19 protein-coding genes are annotated in these 21898 nt (G+C 47.4%); 9 read left to right on the forward strand and 10 right to left on the reverse strand.

Annotation, left to right across the window (positions count from 1 at the left end):
* Positions 1-20: 20 nt before the first annotated feature.
* A complete protein-coding gene (locus tag AELLOGFF_RS15545; protein ID WP_159269844.1) occupies positions 21-896 on the reverse strand; it encodes a DMT family transporter in 876 nt (291 codons plus the stop codon).
* Positions 897-1177: 281 nt separating this feature from the next.
* Here AELLOGFF_RS15545 and AELLOGFF_RS15550 point away from each other — a divergent pair, with 281 nt between their 5' ends.
* Entirely contained in the window at positions 1178-2020 is an 843-nt protein-coding gene (locus AELLOGFF_RS15550) for a hypothetical protein (RefSeq protein WP_159269845.1), read from the forward strand.
* A 175-nt stretch (positions 2021-2195) separates the two neighbouring features.
* On the opposite strand, the gene AELLOGFF_RS15555 is transcribed toward AELLOGFF_RS15550, so the two are convergent.
* Positions 2196-2522, reverse strand: coding sequence for a hypothetical protein (locus AELLOGFF_RS15555; protein ID WP_159269846.1), 327 nt, complete (start codon positions 2520-2522; stop codon positions 2196-2198).
* 233 nt (positions 2523-2755) lie between these two features.
* Here AELLOGFF_RS15555 and AELLOGFF_RS15560 point away from each other — a divergent pair, with 233 nt between their 5' ends.
* From AELLOGFF_RS15560 to AELLOGFF_RS15570, 3 genes are all read left to right on the forward strand, one after another.
* Positions 2756-3361 carry a DoxX family protein gene (locus AELLOGFF_RS15560; protein ID WP_159269847.1) on the forward strand — a complete coding sequence of 202 codons (606 nt, stop codon included), beginning with the start codon at positions 2756-2758 and terminating at the stop codon, positions 3359-3361.
* Positions 3362-3451: 90 nt separating this feature from the next.
* On the forward strand, positions 3452-4066 hold the full coding sequence (locus AELLOGFF_RS15565) for a sigma-70 family RNA polymerase sigma factor (protein ID WP_159269848.1): 615 nt from the start codon (positions 3452-3454) through the stop codon (positions 4064-4066).
* A complete protein-coding gene (locus AELLOGFF_RS15570; protein ID WP_159269849.1) occupies positions 4060-4326 on the forward strand; it encodes a hypothetical protein in 267 nt (88 codons plus the stop codon). Before AELLOGFF_RS15565 ends, AELLOGFF_RS15570 begins: the two co-directional genes overlap by 7 nt.
* Positions 4327-4340: 14 nt before the next feature.
* Here AELLOGFF_RS15570 and AELLOGFF_RS15575 read toward each other — a convergent pair whose 3' ends face one another.
* Complete coding sequence (locus AELLOGFF_RS15575) at positions 4341-5573, reverse strand: sensor histidine kinase (protein ID WP_159269850.1); 1233 nt, start codon at positions 5571-5573, stop codon at positions 4341-4343.
* A gap of 297 nt (positions 5574-5870) precedes the next feature.
* On the opposite strand from AELLOGFF_RS15575, the gene traF reads away from it, so the two are divergent.
* Positions 5871-7004: a conjugal transfer protein TraF gene (gene traF, locus AELLOGFF_RS15580; protein ID WP_159269851.1), complete on the forward strand. Its 1134-nt coding sequence runs from the start codon at positions 5871-5873 to the stop codon at positions 7002-7004.
* Positions 7005-7012: 8 nt separating this feature from the next.
* On the opposite strand, the gene AELLOGFF_RS15585 is transcribed toward traF, so the two are convergent.
* Positions 7013-8635: a GMC family oxidoreductase gene (locus AELLOGFF_RS15585; protein ID WP_159269852.1), complete on the reverse strand. Its 1623-nt coding sequence runs from the start codon at positions 8633-8635 to the stop codon at positions 7013-7015.
* Between the two features lie 101 nt (positions 8636-8736).
* Here AELLOGFF_RS15585 and AELLOGFF_RS15590 point away from each other — a divergent pair, with 101 nt between their 5' ends.
* A complete protein-coding gene (locus AELLOGFF_RS15590; RefSeq protein WP_159269853.1) occupies positions 8737-9417 on the forward strand; it encodes a TetR/AcrR family transcriptional regulator in 681 nt (226 codons plus the stop codon).
* Between the two features lie 9 nt (positions 9418-9426).
* On the opposite strand, the gene AELLOGFF_RS15595 is transcribed toward AELLOGFF_RS15590, so the two are convergent.
* From AELLOGFF_RS15595 to AELLOGFF_RS15605, 3 genes are read right to left on the reverse strand one after another with little or no spacing between them, the layout of a single operon-like run.
* A complete protein-coding gene (locus AELLOGFF_RS15595; RefSeq protein WP_159269854.1) occupies positions 9427-10182 on the reverse strand; it encodes a M48 family metallopeptidase in 756 nt (251 codons plus the stop codon).
* Between the two features lie 57 nt (positions 10183-10239).
* A complete protein-coding gene (locus AELLOGFF_RS15600; protein ID WP_159269855.1) occupies positions 10240-11751 on the reverse strand; it encodes a response regulator in 1512 nt (503 codons plus the stop codon).
* The gene (locus AELLOGFF_RS15605) at positions 11744-14812 is read right to left on the reverse strand and encodes a cache domain-containing protein (RefSeq protein ID WP_159269856.1); all 3069 of its coding nucleotides are present in this window, start codon (positions 14810-14812) and stop codon (positions 11744-11746) included. Before AELLOGFF_RS15605 ends, AELLOGFF_RS15600 begins: the two co-directional genes overlap by 8 nt.
* Before the next feature lie 183 nt (positions 14813-14995).
* Here AELLOGFF_RS15605 and AELLOGFF_RS15610 point away from each other — a divergent pair, with 183 nt between their 5' ends.
* Positions 14996-15613, forward strand: a complete 618-nt coding sequence (locus AELLOGFF_RS15610) for a response regulator transcription factor (protein ID WP_159269857.1) — start codon at positions 14996-14998, stop codon at positions 15611-15613.
* Positions 15614-15623: 10 nt separating this feature from the next.
* Here the strand turns inward: AELLOGFF_RS15610 and AELLOGFF_RS15615 are convergent, their stop codons facing one another.
* The 3 genes from AELLOGFF_RS15615 to AELLOGFF_RS15625 are packed head-to-tail and all read right to left on the reverse strand — an operon-like array spanning position 15624 to position 19278.
* A complete protein-coding gene (locus AELLOGFF_RS15615; protein ID WP_159269858.1) occupies positions 15624-15953 on the reverse strand; it encodes a YqcC family protein in 330 nt (109 codons plus the stop codon).
* A 31-nt stretch (positions 15954-15984) separates the two neighbouring features.
* A complete protein-coding gene (gene dinG, locus AELLOGFF_RS15620; protein WP_159269859.1) occupies positions 15985-18108 on the reverse strand; it encodes an ATP-dependent DNA helicase DinG in 2124 nt (707 codons plus the stop codon).
* Positions 18109-19278, reverse strand: coding sequence for a 1-acyl-sn-glycerol-3-phosphate acyltransferase (locus AELLOGFF_RS15625; protein WP_327785490.1), 1170 nt, complete (start codon positions 19276-19278; stop codon positions 18109-18111).
* Between the two features lie 292 nt (positions 19279-19570).
* On the opposite strand from AELLOGFF_RS15625, the gene AELLOGFF_RS15630 reads away from it, so the two are divergent.
* Complete coding sequence (locus tag AELLOGFF_RS15630) at positions 19571-21034, forward strand: DUF3336 domain-containing protein (RefSeq protein WP_159269860.1); 1464 nt, start codon at positions 19571-19573, stop codon at positions 21032-21034.
* A 13-nt stretch (positions 21035-21047) separates the two neighbouring features.
* Positions 21048-21881: an alpha/beta hydrolase gene (locus tag AELLOGFF_RS15635; protein WP_159269861.1), complete on the forward strand. Its 834-nt coding sequence runs from the start codon at positions 21048-21050 to the stop codon at positions 21879-21881.
* The last annotated feature ends 17 nt before the right edge of the window (positions 21882-21898 follow it).

Genomic DNA, 21898 nt, shown 5'->3' on the forward strand with positions numbered 1-21898 from the left:
TACCAATGAGGTGCAAAGTGCTAACTTGGTGCTGGCGCCTCTTTATGTCTAAGCACCAACACGCCACCCATAACGACACAAGCAATGCCTATAAAGGTCAATGTATCTGGAATATGCTCCCAGATTAACCAATCTAACAAGCCAGAAAACACCACACCGAAATAACTGATAGGCGCTAACGCAGACGCTGACACATAGCGATACGCCAAGGTATACATCACAAAACAAAGATAGCTCGCGACGCCCATATACAAAAGACTGGGCCATGCCGACGTCGGTATCGCTTGGCCATTCCAGAAATAAAAGGGCAAGCTGACTAACAGAGAAATACTAAAATAATAAAATAAAATACGGTTCTGTGGTTCATGCTGCGCCAACACCCGAGTACTCACCATCGACACTGCTAACCCAAGTGCAGACAACAATGCGAGTACATGCCACTGACTAAAATCTGCAAAGCCCGGCTTTAGCACCAACATCACGCCAACAAATCCAATCACTAATGGCGGCCAAGCTTCTTTACGTACTCGTTGACTAAACCATACAAAAATAACCAGAGGCACCATCAACGGCGCTGATGAGCGCAGCAAACTTGCTTCAACTAAGGAAATCTTACTAAGCGCAACATAATATAGATAAAAACAGGCGCAGCCACTGACGCCACGTATCAAATGCAATCGAGGCCGTGAGGTTAAAATACCTTGCCGACCGGCCTTCATCACAGAGGGCAAGGCAAATAGAAAACTAATCCCATATTGGACTAAAACAATGGCCGAAACATGGACATCTTGTGATACATGCTTACCCACCGCTGCGATAGTACTTGAAATAAACACAGTCACTAATGACAACAGCAAGCCCGTTAACAGACGTTTCTTTTCTATTGCTGTTTGCACATTACAATCTCTAGTTATAGTTATGCCTCAGGGCTGGCGATAAATTAGATATCGCGGGCCACACTATAATAAGAGTCATTGAACTTGGCTAGTAAATAAGCAAGGGAGCACCCCTGTCTTTCTGGTAAGCATTCATTAAATTACCAGTATGGTTCAAGCTTTCTTAATTCATTAATCGAGTTAAAAACACCTATTAATATAGGTGTACGAGCTTGCAGATATACCTAGTCATGTAACAATAGGTACAGTCAATTAATTATGATGAAAAGGATGACGTTCTGATGAAAAGGATTTTTTGTTCACTTATGTTACCGCTTGCTGTGGCCCTAGCCGGCTGTGGCGGTGGGGGTGGTGGGGGAAGTTCACTCCCTGTAGTCGATGAGGCGGGAATCTTAGACAATTTAAAGATTACCAACCTTAATTATTCTAACCCATATGCTTCGCGAACAAGCTCTTGGGGGTGGGACACTAACCCTGTGTGCGATGACCCTGCTAAGAAAGAAAATGGGACTGTATATGGTGACCCTGATTGTCCATATAGAGAGCCTCCTCGAAGTGACCAATGGGAAGACACTACAATAGACCGTTTAAAAAAATGGGACATTGCCGGCGAAGGGTTGATCCCCGTGAAGCATAACGACAGTCAATATGGTATCCATGCTATGGATACCATAGAAGAAAAGGTCGGGATGACTTTATTTGATCGAAACTCAATTTTGAACGTCGCGGACGAAGATATCGAGCGAGGCATAATTATTAGCGAGGGAACTGCCACAGGCGGTTTTAATCAGCCGGCAGGGTTTGCCTGCGGTAATGTTCACCCCTATGACCAGCCATATAATGTGAGATACGAATGGTATGACGAGCATGGCGTTATATTTGGACCGCTTATGCTTCATATCGGCTCTGATGACCCTCATGGTTGTACAAATGGTGCAAACCTCTATGATATTGCCGTACATGAGATGATGCATGCTCTTGGCCTAGGTACTCATTTTGAGGGGTTTGGCATAGGACCGATGTTCGATGATAATGCTTGGAATGTGTTGCACAACATTCTAACTAACCAGCAAAATGCTAATGAGTTTGAGCTGGTTATAGAGAAGCGCTTTCCAGAGGAGTAGATACGCAGGAGCTTTGCAAGTCTGAGCTGCTATAGCTGAGCACCTTTGCTCAATTTAGTAGTCCTGCCTTGTGTTTAATAATGGGGTTATGAGTATGAGAGTTACCCTTATCAAAACGGGTAACTCTCATCTTTTCAAGTAGATCAGTTCATACTTGGGCTTCTACACTATATTACTACTTGTCGCCGCCACATTTTCCTTCGCCGCACTTACCTTCTTTAGATGCTTTATCTGCACCGCATTTGGCTTCACCACATTTACCTTCTTTAGACGCCTTATCTGCGCCGCACTTGGCTTCACCACATTTACCTTCGGCAGATTTTTTCTCTCCGCCACATTTTCCTTCACCGCATTTACCTTCGGCATCTTTTGCATAATCTGCTAACTGATACCCGCTATTCATTTGCTTTGCCGCAAACGGGTTGGTATCTGCAATAGCTACTGAAGCCATTGAAGAAGCTAACATTGCCGCACTTAGAGCCGTCATCGCAGTATTTTTCATTGTATCGTCACCTTAAATTGTCAATTTGAAAGAGTAAATTTGGTCACGCCTTAACGACGCTACCTATAAGAGAAACAACAATACAAACTGTTACAACAATCTGAAAAAAAATAATTTCTCAATGTGTGTAACAAGGATAACTGCCGCACGTCTCACAAGCATGAAGCGGTCGATATGATTCCATATATCAAATCACTGCACTTGAATCACAAGTAGTATACGGAGCAAACCTTATGGTAGATTTTTTTAGCAGAATTCATCAATTACAGAATGCTATTGGGAATGCCTTAACACCATTAAACGGCCTGCCATCACTGGCTCTTCGCCTTTACCTAGTCCCCGTTTTCTGGATGGCGGGAAGCAGCAAAATGATGCACTTTGCAGATACCGCACAATGGTTTGGTAATAGTGATTGGGGACTTGGCCTACCCGCACCTTATTTAATGGCCTTTTTGGCCACCGCCGCCGAGGTAGTGGGAGCGATATTTCTACTAATAGGCTTCGCTACTCGGTGGATTTCTATCCCCTTGGCAATAACAATGATTGTCGCTGCAACCACCGTACATTGGAGCAATGGCTGGCAGGCCATCGCTGACGCCAGCGCCCCCTTTGCCAACGAGCGCGTTGCCGAATCGGTGGACAAGCTTGCGGCGGCTAGGTCACTACTTGAAACCCACGGCAATTACGATTGGCTTACCTCTAGCGGCAATTTTGTTGTACTAAATAACGGTATTGAGTTCTCAGTGACGTATTTACTCATGCTGCTAGCGCTATTGGTCATGGGTGGCGGTCGCTATGTCAGCGTTGACTATTGGCTTGGTCGCGCCACTGAAAAATGATGATTAATGCAAATAGAAAGACAACTGCTTGTTGCCTGCAAGCAGTGTGATCGGCGACACTAGAGGCCTAGCCATGATTTGGACCCCTCTGTGTCACTGTCTATTAGCGATCAAGATCTTATCACCCGCCTCAAAAAAGGTGATAACAACGCATTTAAGCACCTTATTAGCACCTATCACACCAAGCTGCTGATCGTTGCTAGAGCAATCGCTGGCGATGTGTTTGCAGAAGATGTAACACAGGAAGCCTGGAGCTCAATTTATAAGGCAATTGGTAAATTTGAAGGCCGGTCCAGCTTGTCTACATGGATGATACAAATAGTGAGCAATGAAGCCAAATCTCGCCTGCGAAAAGAAAAGCGTCACAGCAGCTTTGGCGACATTGACGAAGTGCGACCAGAAATTGCCGCTGAACATTTTGATGACAAGGGGCATTGGGTTAATCCACCCTCGCACTGGGACATCAATACACCAGAACTCATGCTGCAAGAGGATCAATTAAAACACTGTATTGAACACACATTAACCATATTACCGGAAAATCAAAAAGCGGTGTTTTTACTGCGTGATGTAGAACAGAACAGTTTGGAGCGAATAGCAGAGACGCTTTCGCTCAGTGAATCCAATGTCAGAGTGGTTTTACACCGGGCGAGATTACAGTTAATGAAAACGATTAACCATTATCAGGAGACGGGCGAATGCTAAATTGTAAGCAATTTACCGATCTTGCCAGTGACCATATAGACCAGCAGCACAGCGGTTGGAAACTCATTAAAATCCGCATGCATCTGATAATTTGTCGTCATTGCCGACGTTTTAATCGCCATCTTGACCGCAGCAGACAAACTGGGGCTGCATTAGCGCAGCAACTTTGGCGTACAGACAAAAACACCACCGAGAAGATCTTTTCACGACTTACTCAAGCCCCTCAAAACAGCGATGGCAACAAGCCACAAGACGAATAATCCCCGCCGCACTATTACGCGGCAGGTAAATAAACACGAAATTCTGCTCCCTCGCCCTCGCTGCCTTCCACCATAATTCGGCCGTCGTACTCATCAAGAATACGTCGGCAAATCGCCAAGCCTATGCCATTACCTTCGTATTCATGTTCAGCTTGGAGGCGTTCAAAAACACCAAATATCCGGTTGCGATACTGCCTCGCAATACCGATGCCATTGTCGCGAATATAAAACCCGACCTCGCCAGGATCACCGTCGGCCAAAGGCCCAATGACAATTTCAGGGGTGTTATTTACGGCGCTAAATTTGATGGCATTGCTAAGTATTTGCGACATCAATTTACTTGCCACCTCTAAAGGCAATCTTGACACTCCTAAGGGGCTGCGTTGCAATCTCACCCCAAGGCTTTCCACTGAATCAGCATTGTCCTCCAGCGCGCGCTCTAGTGCTGCATCCAATGAACTTGAATCATTATCACCCTTTGCCTTTAGCAGTGAATATTCGTGTAGATCATCTATCATTGACGTCGTTCTTTTTGCTGACGCCACCATCATTCCCAGCCATTTCGCCTCGTCTTCTGCCATTCTATCCATTAAACGGTCTGACAATAATTCACCAAATACCGCAATTGAACGCAGTGGCTCTTTAATATCTCGGGCGGTCACCATGGCGTATTGTTCAAGCGCCGCATTTGAGCGCTCTAGGGTTAGCTGATTCTGCTCTAAGAGTGTTTTCATCACTCGGGTTTCTGCGAGCTCTTCAGTACGCGCATCTACCCGCCGCTGTAAATCATTAGATAAGCGTTCAATTTCAGCCCTTTGCTTGGTATTTTCTGCTGCCTCATCACGCAACTTTTGATTTAAATCCAATAACTGTTGATTACTCGGTATCGCAAGTGCCTTAGGGATTAAGGGCCACACCACAATGGCAGTACCAACAGAGGCAATGGCGGTAATCAATTTTACAAAGCCACTTAGCCAATAAGCCCCATACCACACATTAAATATATTGATTAAATGGGTGGCACCACAGGCAAAGATAAAAATGGCAAACATCACAAAAATATAATTGAATTTTAAATCTTCTCGTTTGCGCACCAAATACACTAAGGCGATAGGGATAGTAAAATAAGACAGCGTGATTAAAACGTCACTTATCACATGCAAGCGAACAAGGTCATCATTCCATAGATAACAATGCCCGTGAGGCGGCATTTCTGGACCTAACAAAAAATTCATAACATCAGACATTTCTAATACTCGCTTATCACGCGCCTACCAAACCTAGCTTAGAGCCACATTTACCACCAACACAACAGGGCTTTATACTAAGACCTGTGGCCAATAAACACTGTGAATTTCACCTACAACAGCAAAGTCATCTTTAGATACTAGCTTAGCCTAGATACCATCTCCTCTCCCCAGCCCCATATCAACAATATTTAAGTAATGCCTTTTCCCCTCTGCCTCCGCTACACTATATGCCAACGCTTTAAATGAAATACTGACCCCATTAAAAATAATAATGCTGATAGGATGGCACCGCTCTTGCCCACATTAATCTTACGCTTGATACAGCAATTAACGCTCATTAGCCTAATCGCGATCCCTTCGCCAACCATAGCAGACCTTGCCAATACCAGCAGTTTGAGCACGATCCACCGCTCTTCAGCCTCTTTTCCTGATAGCAATCCCTACCAAGATACGGTGTTACAGGGTGATGGTTATGCCTTTATTAATGACAACGACAGCTTGCTGGATAATTTAAAACGAATTTATGACGAAGGGCTTGCCCTGCAAGCCAGCTCCCGCGGGCTTCTTGTTATCCCTGGTGATGAAGCCGAGTTGGTTTCTGAGTTGGAAAATGCCAACAACGACAAGACCAGTTTTAGCGCTGGTGGACACCTCGCCTTACTCACCCAACAGAAAGATTGGATTGTTGTTGCTGGCTCAGAATTTAATGGCAGTGGCGAATTTATATACGATGAAGATGATGCTACCCGCCTGCGTTTTGCAACAGTTTTAGGCCTATTTAACCTTGGTGAATTGCAATCTGCTGTTAATGTGTCGGCGTTATGGAAAAACTACCTTGGCATAAACCACCGTTTCTCGCTGCAAGCCTTTCCCAACACGGTAATAGGCATTACCGCAAAGCTACAGAGTATTAGCGTGATAGAACGCAGTATTTCTATTGAGGAATACGATGAGGACAAGCTGTTTGATCGCGGTCGCGATGTCGAAAGTAAGTTTCAGCTAAATGCCGATTTAGGCATTCAACATCAAATGGATAACTGGACTTTTGGGATTGATTTTAATGATATTTATCAGCAAGTGATAAAAGGGTCAGAGGGTACCCCATACCAGCAACGCACCCATATTAGCGGTGATGTACACTATTTGCAGGAATGGGGGCGACTCGGCTTGCATGCTGACATTACTCCTCAAAATGGTTTTGGTGAGCTGGCTTCACGCAGAGCCTACGGTGTTAACGCCTTGCTGCCTTTCAGCGAAAAACTTAATATCCTACTGGGTTACACATGGCTAGATAGCCACAAGGACTCCGATTTACCCACTGCCGGGCTTTACTACCATTTAGGTGACATGCTGAGGATTGAGGCCCAAGTTAGCTACGCAGGGCCTCGTGAGTTCGGTGGTGGCGTTAGCCTGCAGCTGCCACTTTAGTTCTTGTGTTACCCGTCGGTTGGTGCCGAATGTTTCTCTGGCACAAAAGACATCGCGTGCTCACTCAAGGCCGTAATGGTAAGCGACGGATTAACGCCTAAATTAGACGACAATGTCGAGCCATCGCAAACCAGCATATTTTTATAGCCAAATACTCGGCTCTGCACATCTACCACACCGTCATCAGCACTGCGCCCCATTCCCGCACCACCCATGCAATGAGCAGTAGCCGGTATATTAAAGAGCACTTCGGTTATTAACGTTCCCGCCATGCCACCCAAACGTCGTGCTGCTTTCAGGGCAAATTCACTCGCCTCGGGGATGTGGGCGGGAATCTTGGGCCCAAAGCTCACCATGCGCTTATTAAATGGCCAGTACCAGCGACGCTTATATAGCATGTCGATGTGCCCATCCAAAGTTTGCATACACAGCAAAATAACCGTCTGCTTTGCCAAGCCGAAGGGGATTAATGCGCCAAGCGCTTTCTTGGGATTACGCACCAATAAACGCAACATGGTATAAATCCAGGTGATGATTCGCCGCCAGTCCGTTCTGCCTCTAATCATAGCGGTAACCAGCAATCCCATGGCATCGGAGCCACGAGGATAACGGGTTGCTTCAATATGGGTTTTATCATCAAGATAGATGCCAGAGCCAATCGCGATGCCGGCATCCATATTGTCTTCATTAGGTAAACGCACACCAATTAAGGACTCTGCGTTTGTTCTGACTCGTCGGCCCAGTTGCTGAGAAATATTGGGCAGCGACTTTTTATCTCGAAGTTTAAATAATAAGTCCTGTGTACCTAGTGACGAACCGGCAAAAACAAGTGATTTAACACGCCAGCGACGTTTGTTTCGGAACAGCAACGAGGTACTAGACACCGTGGTGACTTCATAGCCATCTTCGCCATCCGCCTTATTATTGAGTGGCACCACATCAATAACCCGGGTCTCAGAAAACACCTCCGCGCCTTGTTTTTCAGCCAAGTATAGATAGTTTTTGTCGAGGCTATTCTTGGCATTGTAACGACACCCAACCATGCAACCACCACAAGCAATACAGCTGTTGCGGTCTGGGCCTTCACCATCAAAATAAGGATCTGGATAAGAGCTTCCCGGCGTATCGCCCTCCTTGCCAAAAAATACGCCCACTTGGGTTTTATAAAATGTATCTCCACAACCCCAATCGTCAGCGGCCTCTTTTAAAAGGTGGTCGGCGGGGCCAAGAATACGATTTTCGGTGACACCCAACATCTTCTGAGCCGTCGCGTAATGAGCGGGCATTTCAGCCACCCAATCCTTAAGACCGGCCCAGCTGCCCTGCTCCCATATTTCAGTCTTAGGGACTAATAAGGTATTTGCGTAGGTTATTGAACCACCACCCACTGCGTTGCCATGCAGGATTAATACATGTTTGAACCATTTGATATTAAAAAAACCTTTTAAGCCAAGCATTGGCCGCCACAACCAGCGATGAAAGTGCCAGTTTGAGCGGGGGTAGGTCTCAGCACTCCAACGCTTACCCATTTCCATCACTGCAACGCTGTAGCCTTTTTGCGTCAAGCGGTAGGCCGACACAGAGCCACCAAAACCTGAGCCAACAACCAAATAATCAACATCGTATTTCACGTTCGAAAGCACCTTTTTAAGCGCCAACACATAGCGCAACACAATTTGACAACAGAGCATGTCACTTTACATCTGACATCAACTCATGTCAAAATTTCTATATGTCAGAGCTAAATAATGAAAACACCCGTCATCAAGGGCCAAAATCCCCACAAGTATCACGCCGCTACCGTGGTAGCAGTGGCGATCAGCGCCGCAACGAACGCTACGAACAATTGCTCAATGCGGGCTTAAACGTGATTGGTAGCCAGGGTTATGCCGCAGCCAGTGTGCGCAGTATTTGCGCTGAAGCAGGCTTAACAGAACGCTATTTTTATGAGTCTTTCGCCAATCGTGAGGCATTATTAGCTGAGGTTTATCAAACCCAAACTCGTTTTCTAAAGGGACGAATGTTGGCGGCGTTTGAGCGCTCAGAACGGAACACCAGTGCCTTTTCTCGGGCTGGCTTAAAAGCCTTTTACGACACCCTTTATGAAAACCCGAATGTTGCCAGACTATTATTATTTGAAGTGCTGGGTGTCAGCGACACCATTGATTTGCTCTACTACGAAGCCATGGAAGAATTTGCGGTATTAATACGCACCTTGGCGGAATCGCTTGGTCTAGCAGATATTTCTGAGGTGCCAAACCAAGGTATGGTCTACGCAGGATTAGTGGGCGCCGTATTACAAATTGCCCGCCGCTGGGCGCTAACCAATTACAGTGAGCCAGTGGATAATGTTATCGAAAGCAGTTTATTTTTATTTGTTGCCGCCACCAACTACAGCGCCACACGCAGCTAACTATGATTGCTATTCCAATACGAGCTGAGAGCCAACTGACTCAAGCTCGGCTTTGTGCTGCTGCCATTCAGGCATCGCCTCCGCCATTAAGGCGTAAAACCGAGGGCTATGATTGAATTCTTGTAAATGGCACAGCTCATGAACTATCACATAATCAATGCAGCACTGCTTAGCTTTTATCAAATGTGTATTTAAGCAAATACGGCCATCGGCAGAGCAGCTCCCCCAGCGCGACCGCATCCGCCTAAGCCGTAATTGCGGTACGTCTTCCACCCACGGTAATCGCGCTGCCCAAAAACTTAATCTTTCACCAAAAATCACTTTCGCCTGCTGCAAATACCAACGCTGTAAGGCCTCTTTCACCTTGGTGCTCGTCTCTGCATTACCACTGATATGCAATATACCCTCGGCCATTGTTACAGCAGCTCGCCCCGCATTTACCGCAATAGCCAATACTAGTGGCTCCCCCATAAAATCATGGCGTTGACCGTGCTCGTAGCACGGCGCCGAAGCCCGCTGCAAACAATGCCAGTGCTGGCGTTCATATATCCAATCTCGGTGGCGGTGCAACATATCTTCGATGTCTACGGCCCGCGTCGTGAAAGGCGCCCGCAACACCACGCCTGCTGGCCCAACCTGAAGGCTCAACTTACGCCGCCGCCGGCGACTTCGAATAATGGTAATGGGGATGGTTTTATCTCGACACTGCAAGTATTGCTGACTTTGCAATTCCGCAGCGCGTTTAGATTTGAACTTCGTTAACATGGCCATCACTATGTGGATATAGGCGGTAACATGAACTGCCTTCTGCGGCAGACTTCCTCACAAATGCGGGGGAAATTCACAACTGAAGATCGCACCGCCATCTGGATTCGCAACAAAACGAATATCGCCACCGTGTCCCTGCATAATGGATTTTGACACCGACAAACCGATACCCATACCCCCCTCTTTAGAAGTCACAAAAGGGCTGAACAATTGCTCTTCGATTTCTGGCGCCAAGCCTTCGCCAAAATCTTTTACTTTAAAGCAAACCATTCCATTGTCTTGATAAGTACTGAGCTCTACCGGGTTTTTCTGGCCCGCTTTGGCGGTCGACTCCATAGCGTTGCGAATCAAGTTCAAAGCGACTTGTTGCAGCTGTACTTCATCGGCCATGATTTTTGGTAGATCCTCGGTTTTGGTCATGTTTACTGAAATCGCATTCACCCGAGAATCAACCTCGGCAAGCGCCAGCACGTCTTCCAAAACTTCATTTAAATCTAAAACTTCCCGTCCACCTGACGGTTTTTTCACATAGCTGCGCATACGCTGAATAACTGCCGCGGCACGCTCGGCCTGAATCGTAATTTTGCCCAGCACCTCATCCATTTTCAGACGGCGGTCATCAGGTAGGTCAGCCAATAATCGCTGAGCTACACGAGCATAATTAGTGACAGCGGTCAGAGGCTGGTTTACCTCGTGAGCGATTCCCGCCGCCATTTCACCGCCAGTACTAAGCCGCTCTATATGCGCTAGATGCTGCCGCTGGCTATCCATTTCTTCCCGAGCTTGCTCCAGAGCATGCTGGTTTTGCAACCACTCGCTAATGTCTCGTAATACCAATACCGCACCGCCTTCGGCACGTGGCGTTGCATTTAATGCCACCGGCGCTAAGCGCCCTTGCCGCGTACTGATACTGACGTGCTCTTTACGCAGGCCCACGCCACCCTCGCACAATAATGCGAAAGATTGATTTAAGGCCTGATCATTAGGAAATAATTGCAGCTGGGAGAATAGCTCACCGATACAATCCCCCGCGGCCCAGCCGGTCAATGCCGCAGCCTGAGAGTTCATGGAGGTTACTCGGCCCTCTACATCCAAGCCCACAATCCCTTCATCAACCGCGTTTAGAATTTGCTGATTTTCATCTTCAAGTTCAATATTCCGACGTGCTAAAGCGCGCTCAAGGCGCTGGATTTTAATATGGGTTCGCACCCTGGCCAGCACTTCATCGGTCTGAAAAGGTTTAGCAATATAATCCACACCACCAATGGCCAAGCCATGTACTTTAGACTGACTATCGGTGAGAGCCGACAAAAATATCACCGCAATATCTGCCGTATCAGGATCTGCTTTAAGGCGTTCACAAACCTCAAAACCATCCATGCCTGGCATCATGACATCAAGTAGGATTAAGGCTGGGCGAGCCCGCTTTGCGGTATACAGTGCCGATTCACCGTCACGAGCTGCCAGTAAGCGGTAACCACTGCCTTCAAGTGTTTTAAACAGTACTTGTAGGTTTGTTGGGTTATCGTCAACCAATAATACTTGTTCACTACTGGTATCAGACATCGTTTAACGCTGCCTCATTCGTAGCTTGGACCAGTAATCGCGCCAGCTTCTCAAAATCAAATTCTCTCAAGTACTCTTCGGCCTCATCAACAAACCCCTCGCATTCAGGAGCCCGGCTACGTATTTGTTGCAGTAACTCACGAAGCGAGGTTACATCACCAACATCAACAGCGGCGCTCAAATCCTGTAAATCCTGTTCTTTAGGCAAGATAAAATTGCTTAATGGGGCCGCCTTAGAAACAACAGCCTGATGCGTATTTTCACCCTGTTGAGAAGGTAGGTCACAGGTCTCTGCCACGACTTTTAGTAAATCGCCAATACTGATTGGTTTTGGCAAAAAGCCGTCGCAACCAACCTGTACGGCTTCTTCCATCATATCCTCATCTGTTGTCGCAGATGCCATAATAATGGCGACATCGCTCATCCCCATTTCTTGTTTAATCACCCGAGTTGCTTCCATGCCGTCCATACCCGGCATGCGTAAATCCATTAAAACTAATTGCGCAGGTCGCTGTTTTAAATGTGCTATTACCTCTAAGCCATTCACTGCTTCTCGCACATCGGTAGTCACATCCTCAAGCATACTCAGTAATAAATGACGATTCACTGCAACATCATCGGCAACAATAATCGCTGGGTTCTGGCCAACCCCGCTCACCAGTTCAGCAACCGCAGGCTCTTGCACCTCTTCCATCAGCTCGCCAGCTATTGAATCGACTTCCACGTCTAGTAAGGGCACATCAAAATAGAAGCAAGCACCTTGTCCAAACTCACTACTAACATTCAAGCTTCCACCCATAGCCTCAACTAAACGGCGACAAATAGATAAGCCCAGCCCAGTACCTTTGCCATCTTGTGGATTAACCTGGCGGAAGGGCTCAAAGACATCACGCAACTTTTCTTGAGGAATGCCCATGCCGCTATCGGTAACGGAAAACATAAGTTGCTTGGTTTCAAGATTGGCATGTAGTTTTAATACCACACTGCCCACACTGGTAAATTTCACTGCATTATCGAGAAGATTAACCAAGACCTGACGCAACTTCACTTCATCAATTTGCACTTCGTCAGGTAAATCTGACGCTCGCTCAACAAGGAATTCTAGGCCCTTGGACTTTGCCCTGTGGGCAACAATATCACTAACATTTGACACAATATCGTCAAGTTTATTAGGACGACTAACAATATCTATATTGCCACTTTCAATCTTGGCCAAATCCAATACGTCATTGATCAGAGTCAATAAATGCTTGCCGCAACTCTCTATCGCTCGTAAATATTCTTGGCTACCGGTGGGGATGCCTTTATCGCGCTGTAATAGTTGCGCATATCCAAGCACACCATTTAATGGCGTGCGAAGCTCATGGCTAACACTGGACAGAAATTGGCTTTTTGCATGTAAGGCATCTTCCGCCGCGATACGCGCATTCACCAGCTCCTGCTCAATACGCTTGCGCTCAGTAACATCTGTCATGATACCCATGGCGCGTATTGGCTTGTCATTCTGGTCATTTTCGACAACATCGCCACGGCTGTATATCCAGCGGAAATTGCCTGCCCTGTCCTTCACCCGAAACTCGACACTATTGCCGGTGGCCAAGCCAAGCCAGCTATCTACGGCAGAGGCAATAATCTGCATATCATCGCCGTGCGCAATTTCCTTAAATGCACCAACGGGATAAGGCTTAGCGGGAGCATGGTAGCCAAGCATTCTAAAAAAGCTCTCGCCCACGGTCACTAAGCCCGTTTGCAAATCCAAATCCCAGAGATGGTTTTGAGCCGCATCCAACGCTAACTGAAAGCGTCGCTCACTAAGCTTTAAAGCGCGTTCAGTCTCGGTACGCTTTTCCACCATAAAGTTGGCGTCTTCCGCTAAGCGCTGAAACTCGGCAAAGGGCAGACGCTCAATATTAATGGCGGTTGAACGCTTACTCGCATCGGCAAAGAATTGCTGAAAGATATGAAAACCACCGGCACTTCGTCTCGCCAACCAGCGTGCTGCGATGGTCGAAAATATCATTAATACAAAAGCGATAACCACAATAAAGCGGACATGCTCTTTGACACGCTCTTGCAGTGCGGCACGCTCGTCGCCTAATTTGACATTAAGCTCATCGAGAAACACCCCAGACCCGATGACCCAGCCCCAAGGTTCAAAGCGACGAATATAGGAGATCACCGGCTTTTTCTGGCCATCGCGATCCAGCCAACTTAATTCGGTAAACAGGCTGTGATCTTCACCACCCACTCTGGCGCTTACCCCAACAATATCTGGCATCAGCAGGCCAACATTACTAGGGTCGTAGGCATTCACTAATTGTCGACCATCTTTATCAACAACAAATAAAATAGAGTTATCGGGATCAATGGGAACGGCTGCGATTCGTTCGATAACCTCTCGTTTAAGCCGATTCAACTCATCGCTTAAATAAATACTGGCACCAATATAAATATTCAGCGGCTTATAATAATAAACAAAACTGAAATTGCGCTCAGTGGCAATACGGCTGTCCGGATCCGTAAAACGGTATTCGACAAAATCGTATTTTTTATCTTGTAAAGCTGATGCGATCTGTGACGAAAAGGCGTTGACAGTCGCATCATCAGTCATTCTTTTGTCAGCAGTAGGGTTCATTGGCGGCAGTAATGCTCGACCATTCTCGTCAAATAGAAAGAAAAAGCCTTTATTATTTAAAAATCGCAGCGATCCCATGGTTGCGCGCAAGCGGGTAAGGCGCTCAGCGTTACTCTCACCGACAAATTCCTTGCGGGTATCCTCTATCAAGGAGATACCTACAGCGACCTGCTGGCGTAAGTCGTTATAGAGCTGACGATTGAGCTGAGTATGTTTAAAATCTAAATATTCAACGGCTTTGGCCACTTCACGACGCAGTAATTCACGCCGCGATTCGACGTAACTATCCCGCCACGCCTCACTTTGCTGCGTGTAACGCTCATATTCTTTAGCAATCCAGATATAGCCGAATATCGCCAAAGGAATCGCCGATAATGCGACTAGGCTCAGGAGATATATCTGTACTAAACTGCGCTTAGTTCGCATGCGCAACCCTTATTGTGTTTAGCAATCGCGATGTCGCGTTGCAGCTTAATAGGCGAAAGCTTATCCAGTCTTGACGCTTATCGCCAGTATCTATCAATTAAATCATAGATTAGACGTGCCAATAACGTGTATTTTCATGGTAGCCTAATCACATCCACAAACGGTAATGGCAAGGACGTAACAATGACTACAGAAGCGACGGTGTATCTCGTTGAAGATGACGAAGCCGTACGAGACTCTCTGCAAATGGTATTAGAGTCAGTTGGCCACAAAGTAGCCAGCTATTCACGAGCCGATTCATTCTTAGAAGAATACTCGCCAGAGATGGCTGGATGCATGGTCTTAGACATTCGCATGCCAGGTATGAACGGCATGGAGCTTCAGCGCCAACTCAATACCCGTAATTCTATTTTGCCGATTATCTTTGTTACCGGTCACGGTGATGTCCCCATGGCGGTAGATGCCATGCAGCGTGGCGCCGTAGATTTTGTGCAAAAGCCCTACCGTGAAGAAGAGCTATTGGGGAAAATCCAACAAGCCATCGCGGCTGATGCAGAAAATCGCGCAGACTTAGAAGAAAAACATAAAATTCGCGGCAAGCTCACCGAGCTTACACCCCGCGAGAGCCAAGTCATGGAGCTAATGATAGAAGGCAAGGCGAACAAGGTTATTGCCTACGACTTGGATATTAGCCAAAGAACTGTAGAAATTCACCGCGCCCGCGTTATGGAAAAAATGGGCGTACGCTCATTGGCACATTTGGTTCGCATGGTGATGGCAGCCCAAGACACTAGCAACTAGCAAGCTACAACTAAGAAGATTGACTGCCCAGCAAGGCATCCACCGTCTGCAGGGCAGTTATCAATCCTTTTATAGGTAGCTGCATTCCGCGAAAAGATTCTTCTGCCATGGGCGCAATGCCACTGGCATTAGGTAATGGCTGTTTCTGATCAATTAAAAACTGCATTCTGGGAATAAAGATAAACTGCAGCCACTGGCTAAAGGTGAGTGTGTCTACCGCAAAAGGCTGCTCACTTCTCAAAGCTTCTGGCGGCGGCGCCTGTAAATCCCAGCAACCTATACTGCGCAGCTCCGCCTCAATATCCATTAACACTGCCGCCACTTTGTACGTCTTATTCATAGGTCTATCCAGATTTTCTTTGCCTAGGGCCCTACTCTAATATTTGTCGATAAGGCGGCATTGATGCCAACATTTTTCGACCGTAGTGACGGGTGACTATACGCCTATCCAATATTGTAATTCGGCCGGTGTCAGATTCACTCCGAAGTAAACGGCCACTTGCCTGTATCAATTTAACCGCCGCGTCCGGCACCGTAATATCCATAAACGGGTTGCCATTATTGCGGCTAATCCACTCCGCCAAGGCCTCTTCTACAGGGTCTTCAGGCACCGCGAAGGGGATTTTTGCGATCAGAACATGCGAGCAATATTTGCCCGGCAAATCCACACCTTCGGCAAAGCTTGCCAAACCAAATATGACACTACCCTTCCCCTCATCCAATCGCTTTCGATGCTGAGTCAGTATCTCATGCTTGGGTAGGTCATCCTGCGCGAGAATCCGTCCCTGCCATTGCGCAGGCATATTGTCTCGCACTGCACGCAACTGCTTACGAGACGAAAACAACACTAAATTTCCCGCATCGGGCGACATAAGCTCTGGCAGCATTTCAATTAATGCCGCTGTATGCCCCTCTGCATCACCGGCATCACAGGGCATCGCGGGCACATATAGCTCACCGGCTTCCGCATGCTGAAAAGGGCTGGGCACCACCTCAAAGCTAGCATCACTGTCGAGACCGGCGCGCATACTAAACCGTTTAAAACTTCCCAGCGCGGTGAGGGTTGCCGATGTCAGCACCGCACCATAGCATCTTGACCACAATGCGCTTTTTAGGGCGTGGGCAGCAAGAATCGGGCTAGCGTTTAACTCAATATCAAACAAGCCCTGCCCCGACTCTGTCAGCGCCACCCAACGCGCGTTGGGAGGCCGTTCTTTTGAGACATCACTGGCATAGGACCGCCACAGCACGCAGGCACTCTCAGCCCTAAAGCGCGCCGAAGACACCGTTGCCAGCCACTGCTCTGTCACTTCACGGCTCGCCATCAGTTGATTGCCGTCTAAATCGTCCTGAAAGGTATCAATCAGGCGCTCAGACTGCTGAATAATACCGTTAAACCCTTCTGCCATTCCCCTAGCGTGGGCAGCTAACTCTGCTGGCACCACCCCATCCGGAAAGCGCACACTCTTGCCTCCCTGTCGATCTTCAGCGTTTTCAAGCAAACTTTCGAGTATCGGCCGCAGTGGCACCAAACCCCGCCGCACGGCGATTAATTGGGTTAATAAACTTTCTAACTGTAATCGCGCACTCACATCCATTGCCGGCACGGCGATCATCGCATTTATTGCCCGCTCAATTTGCTCCAACCAACGTTCAGTGGCTGCCAGACGGAAATTGGCGCTGAAATGGTTTATGACTTTATCAGGAAGGTGGTGGGCTTCATCGAAGATATAAATACACTCTTCTGGTGGCGGCAATATAGCGCCGCCTCCCAAGGCGAGATCAGCCAATACCAAATCGTGATTTGCCACTATCACGTCCGCCTGAGTTAAGGACTCTCTGGCCTTAAAAAAACTACATTGCTTTACATGACTACAGCGGCGGCCAGTACACTGTGCATGATCCGTAGTCACCCGCGTCCATTTATCATCGGCAATAACGGTATCCCAATCGTCGCGATCACCGGCCCATTTACCCACGGCCATTTTCTGCGCAAAATCGGTATACAGGGATAAGCTGTCTGCGTCTGGCGCAGCCATATGTTCATCCACATATAATGGCAATACTTTAGCATCGGCCCCTGACAGCAGCTGGTCTAACTTTGACAGGCAGATATAACGTCGCCGCCCCTTAGACAAACTCACCGTAAATTGCAGACCACTATTGGTAAGAATATCAGGAAGGTCGCGATAGATAATTTGTTCTTGAAGCGCCACCGTTGCCGTTGATATTACCAAGGTCTTATTTGTTTGCTGGGCCACTGGAATAGCTGCAACTGCATAAGCCAAAGTTTTACCTGTGCCCGTGCCAGCCTCAACCACACAAAGATGATCGCCACCGCCACGCTGAAACTCTTGATTGCGTTTGATGCCGCCCAAGACCCTAGCGATATGCGCAATCATTAACCGCTGCCCATAGCGCGGGCGCAGCTTTTTAACATCTAAAAATTGTCTATACGCGTCTTGAATCGCCTTTTTCAGTGCATCAGTGAGCACTTATATCGCCTCTTCAACGACCCGCAGATCCCGACTACGCAACTGATTACACACGGGATTAGCATATATTTGCATCGCCTTGATGCGGAATTCTTGAGGTATTTGAGCAAACCGTTGCTCAAAATTTAGCCTGTCCTGCTCGGTAATCTCCGGCACGGTTAATTCCTGCCACCGGTCATCATTGTATAAACTCGTATAAGCCAAAACATTGCTTGCATGCAGGTAGTATTGATCAATGATGGCATCATCAAGCTTTGCCGCCACCATCGCAGCATCTGAAAACTCTCCGCTTAAAGGCGCACCAAAGGTGACATGCACATCGCCTTTATTGCCCAAAATCCCCACCGCAATGCTTTTCAAGTCTTCGTGTTCGGCTTTGAGATAAGCACCATCGCGTTCAACATGCACCAGCTCTTGGGCTTTGGCCGCATCTAAGGGATCCCACTCATAGGAAATCGACACCGGCACAATATTCAACTTATTGATGTAATCAGAAAAACTTTCATCGGGTTTCTTCTGAGCCATGCCGATCATTTTTATTATTGCAGCTTCGGTAGCATCGTTACCGTCTTTCGCCCGCCCCTCACGCTGAGCAATCCAAATTGAACTGCGCTCTTCCAGCAGGGAAAATCGAATATAGCTCGACAGCTGCTTAAATGCTGCCAACATCTGCCGAGGACCCCGCGCAGAACGACGCACAATAAAGCTTTTGTTAAGACGCATAAGATCTGCGGCAAAGGGTTTGGATAACAAGTTGTCGCCAATGGCAATGCGCACAGTATCTCGATCTTGATGGTACAAGGCGTAATTTACAAATGCGGGATCAAGGGCAATATCACGGTGATTACTGATAAATAAATACGGAGAATCGGCAGCCAACTCATCCAGCCCAAGAACGTTGAAACTGCAGGTGTGATCTTCAATCATCGCGTCCATATAACGCTTGATAACAATCTGAAAATCCCCCACGCTGCTAATACCGTTAAGCTCTCGGCCCAAATACCAGCGAACGAATGGACGAACCAACCATGGCAGATAGCGATTGAGCTTAGGAAGGCGCAGATTCGCGACCACATTTAGCAGTTCTGGATCAACCAGTAACTTAGCTAAAACCGGCGCAACTTCGTCGTCGTGGTACGGCCGGATATCAGCAAAGTCATCCATCGGCATATGCTCTCAACAAGATAAAGGGGCGTACAATAAAGGATTCACTGGCAATCGTCATCTGCCAAGCACTAACACCGGCACAAAAAGTGCAATCTAAATAGGGTTAACTAACAGGCCACGCCAGCTAAAATAGTGGTGCCTTATGATTCTGATTAAGGCCAAAATCACCCAGATATTGTTATTCAACGCGGTAGCGTTAACAATATCAGCAAGAAGCCTCGGCGCGACAAGGTTTCATATTTAGATGCCTTCACAATTGAGCTGCGCGCCAGCCAGTAATCAGAGCGAGTAAGCAATGTCTCGACGAAAAGATGTAATCGAACAAGAGTTGGCCAACGCCGAGAGCTACGACCAGTGGAAAGCTGCAGCAATACGCAGTGACGAGAAACGGGGCTTAGACTACTGGAAAAGTGTCGACCGCAGTGGTTTATACGATTTCAAATCCATCCGCCTACGCTTAGACCGACTTCGATCACTTCGCGCTAGCGGAGACAATCAAGGCCTTTTATTTTCCCTAAACGAAGGCATTCACGGCAATATGGGCGGAATGGGGAGCGCCAATCTCTACAAAAAAGCGCGCTTTGGAACAAAACAGCTCATTGTTGAATATATAGAAGAAATAGGTTCAGCACTGCTACACCTTGCCAGCGATAAAGCCGAAGACATTCCACTAGAAGAACGCTTCGAGTTTTTTCAGCGCGCCAGTCATTGCTTTGGTCGCTCGGCATTAATGCTAAGCGGTTCTGGCACACTGCTTTATTTCCACCTCGGCGTCGTAAAAGCCTTATGGGAACAACAGCTACTCCCTCCCATTCTGTCAGGCTCTAGCGGTGGAGCATTAATCTCTGCGCTGGTTGGCACCCATACTCGCGCTGACCTCGCTAAAATATTTGCCCCCGAGTATATCCGCATAGAAGTTGAGCGAGATGCAGGCTTATTCTCTGGCTTTAATATATTCAAACCCAATGTCATACCGCAAAAAGTCGTTGAAGAGCTTCACGAACGCCTAATACCCGACCTCACCTTTCAGGAAGCTTATGAGCTCACAGGGCTACAAATTAATGTCTCGGTAGCACCGGCCGAAAAACACCAAACATCTCGATTACTCAACGCGGTTGCCTCACCCAACGTCTTGATTCGTGAAGCGGTAAAGGCGTCTTGCGCTTTCCCTGGCGCCTTTCCCCCGGTCACCCTAGCTGCCAAAAATCAGCGTGGCGAACGCCAACCGTATCTGGCTTCTCGCAAATGGATTGACGGCTCAGTGAGTAACGATATGCCCATCAAACGCGTGGCGCGTTTATATGGCGTTAATCACTTTATTGTCAGCCAAACCAACCCCATTGCCCTGCCCTTTATTTCTGAATCTAAAGACCAGCAAGGCTGGGGCATTATCAAACACGCGATGCGCAACACAACCCGCGAATGGCTATTAGCAGGCACCAAACTCATCGCCAAGCCTGTTGGCCTCAACCCCAGCCTTAGTAAAGTTGTTAACATGACGAGCTCGGTGCTTGCCCAAACCTATACCGGCGACATCAATATTTTGCCGCCACGTCGCCTCCACAATCCCATGGGTTTACTCTCTGAGCGCTCTACCGAAGAAATCATGCAGATGATTAAAGACGGTGAGCGCGCATGCTGGCCCCACATAGAAACAATTCGCCTACAAACTAGCGTTAGTCACGTCCTTGATCGTATATTAAGAGACATGGAGCTACGCCTGATTAACGACTCAAAACAAACCCGAAGAAAATCGTAACGGAAGCAATGCAATGACTCACCAGCAAAGTACCTTTAGCAGCCGCTCAGGATGCCGAATATATACACAAAACTGGCAACCGGTAGGCACGCCAAAAGGCGTATTAATTCTGGTACATGGACTGGCCGAACACAGCAACCGCTACGTGGGCATTGCCCAATTCTTCACCCAACAAGGCTACGCAGTTTATGCTTTAGATCACGAGGGGCACGGCCACTCTCAAGGCCTTCGCGGCTATATCAATCATTTCGATGATTTTCTAGACACGCTAAATCAATATTGCGATGACGTGGCTAAATTGCACCCAGACCAAAAACTATTTTTAATCGGCCACAGCATGGGCGGCGTCATTGCCACCGCCTACCTTTTGCAACACCAACAAAAAATAGCTGGCTGTATATTATCTGGTGCAGCCTTATCGGCCAGCGAATTACTTAACCCCGTCACAAAAATAGTACTTCGCGTCCTTTCCGCGCTATTCCCCAAACTTCCCATGCTGCAATTAGAAGCCAATGACGTCTGCCATGATCCCGAGGTTGTTGAAGCTTATCGCAATGATCCACGGGTATTCACTGGCAAAATCAGGGCGCGACTGGTGAATGAAATTTTACGCACGGGCGATCACGCCCTAAAAAATGCTGCCGACATCACCATCCCTATGCTCATCCTTCACGGCGGCGATGACAAAATGGCACCACCCAGCGGCTCCGAAAAACTCTATGCTGGAATTTCATCCAAGGATAAAACGCTTACTATTTACCCCGGCCTCTACCATGAAATTTTTCTTGAGCCTCAAAAACTTGAAATTTATGCAGAAATACATGAGTGGTTGGAACAAAAATTGTAATTGCAAATCGGTAATAG

The sequence above is a fragment of the Zhongshania aliphaticivorans genome (genome assembly GCF_902705875.1).
Taxonomy (GTDB): domain Bacteria; phylum Pseudomonadota; class Gammaproteobacteria; order Pseudomonadales; family Spongiibacteraceae; genus Spongiibacter; species Spongiibacter aliphaticivorans_A.

Coding starts and splice junctions, on each gene's coding strand:
- AELLOGFF_RS15570 (WP_159269849.1), top strand. CDS start 4,060: ATGCTAAATTGTAAGCAATTTACCGATCTTGCCAGTGACCATATAGAC.
- AELLOGFF_RS15560 (WP_159269847.1), top strand. CDS start 2,756: ATGGTAGATTTTTTTAGCAGAATTCATCAATTACAGAATGCTATTGGG.
- AELLOGFF_RS15590 (WP_159269853.1), top strand. CDS start 8,737: ATGTCAGAGCTAAATAATGAAAACACCCGTCATCAAGGGCCAAAATCC.
- AELLOGFF_RS15630 (WP_159269860.1), top strand. CDS start 19,571: ATGTCTCGACGAAAAGATGTAATCGAACAAGAGTTGGCCAACGCCGAG.
- AELLOGFF_RS15600 (WP_159269855.1), bottom strand. CDS start 11,751: ATGTCTGATACCAGTAGTGAACAAGTATTATTGGTTGACGATAACCCA.
- AELLOGFF_RS15555 (WP_159269846.1), bottom strand. CDS start 2,522: ATGAAAAATACTGCGATGACGGCTCTAAGTGCGGCAATGTTAGCTTCT.
- AELLOGFF_RS15550 (WP_159269845.1), top strand. CDS start 1,178: ATGAAAAGGATTTTTTGTTCACTTATGTTACCGCTTGCTGTGGCCCTA.
- AELLOGFF_RS15605 (WP_159269856.1), bottom strand. CDS start 14,812: ATGCGAACTAAGCGCAGTTTAGTACAGATATATCTCCTGAGCCTAGTC.
- AELLOGFF_RS15610 (WP_159269857.1), top strand. CDS start 14,996: ATGACTACAGAAGCGACGGTGTATCTCGTTGAAGATGACGAAGCCGTA.
- AELLOGFF_RS15615 (WP_159269858.1), bottom strand. CDS start 15,953: ATGAATAAGACGTACAAAGTGGCGGCAGTGTTAATGGATATTGAGGCG.
- AELLOGFF_RS15595 (WP_159269854.1), bottom strand. CDS start 10,182: ATGTTAACGAAGTTCAAATCTAAACGCGCTGCGGAATTGCAAAGTCAG.
- AELLOGFF_RS15635 (WP_159269861.1), top strand. CDS start 21,048: ATGACTCACCAGCAAAGTACCTTTAGCAGCCGCTCAGGATGCCGAATA.
- AELLOGFF_RS15625 (WP_327785490.1), bottom strand. CDS start 19,278: ATGCCGATGGATGACTTTGCTGATATCCGGCCGTACCACGACGACGAA.
- AELLOGFF_RS15575 (WP_159269850.1), bottom strand. CDS start 5,573: ATGTCTGATGTTATGAATTTTTTGTTAGGTCCAGAAATGCCGCCTCAC.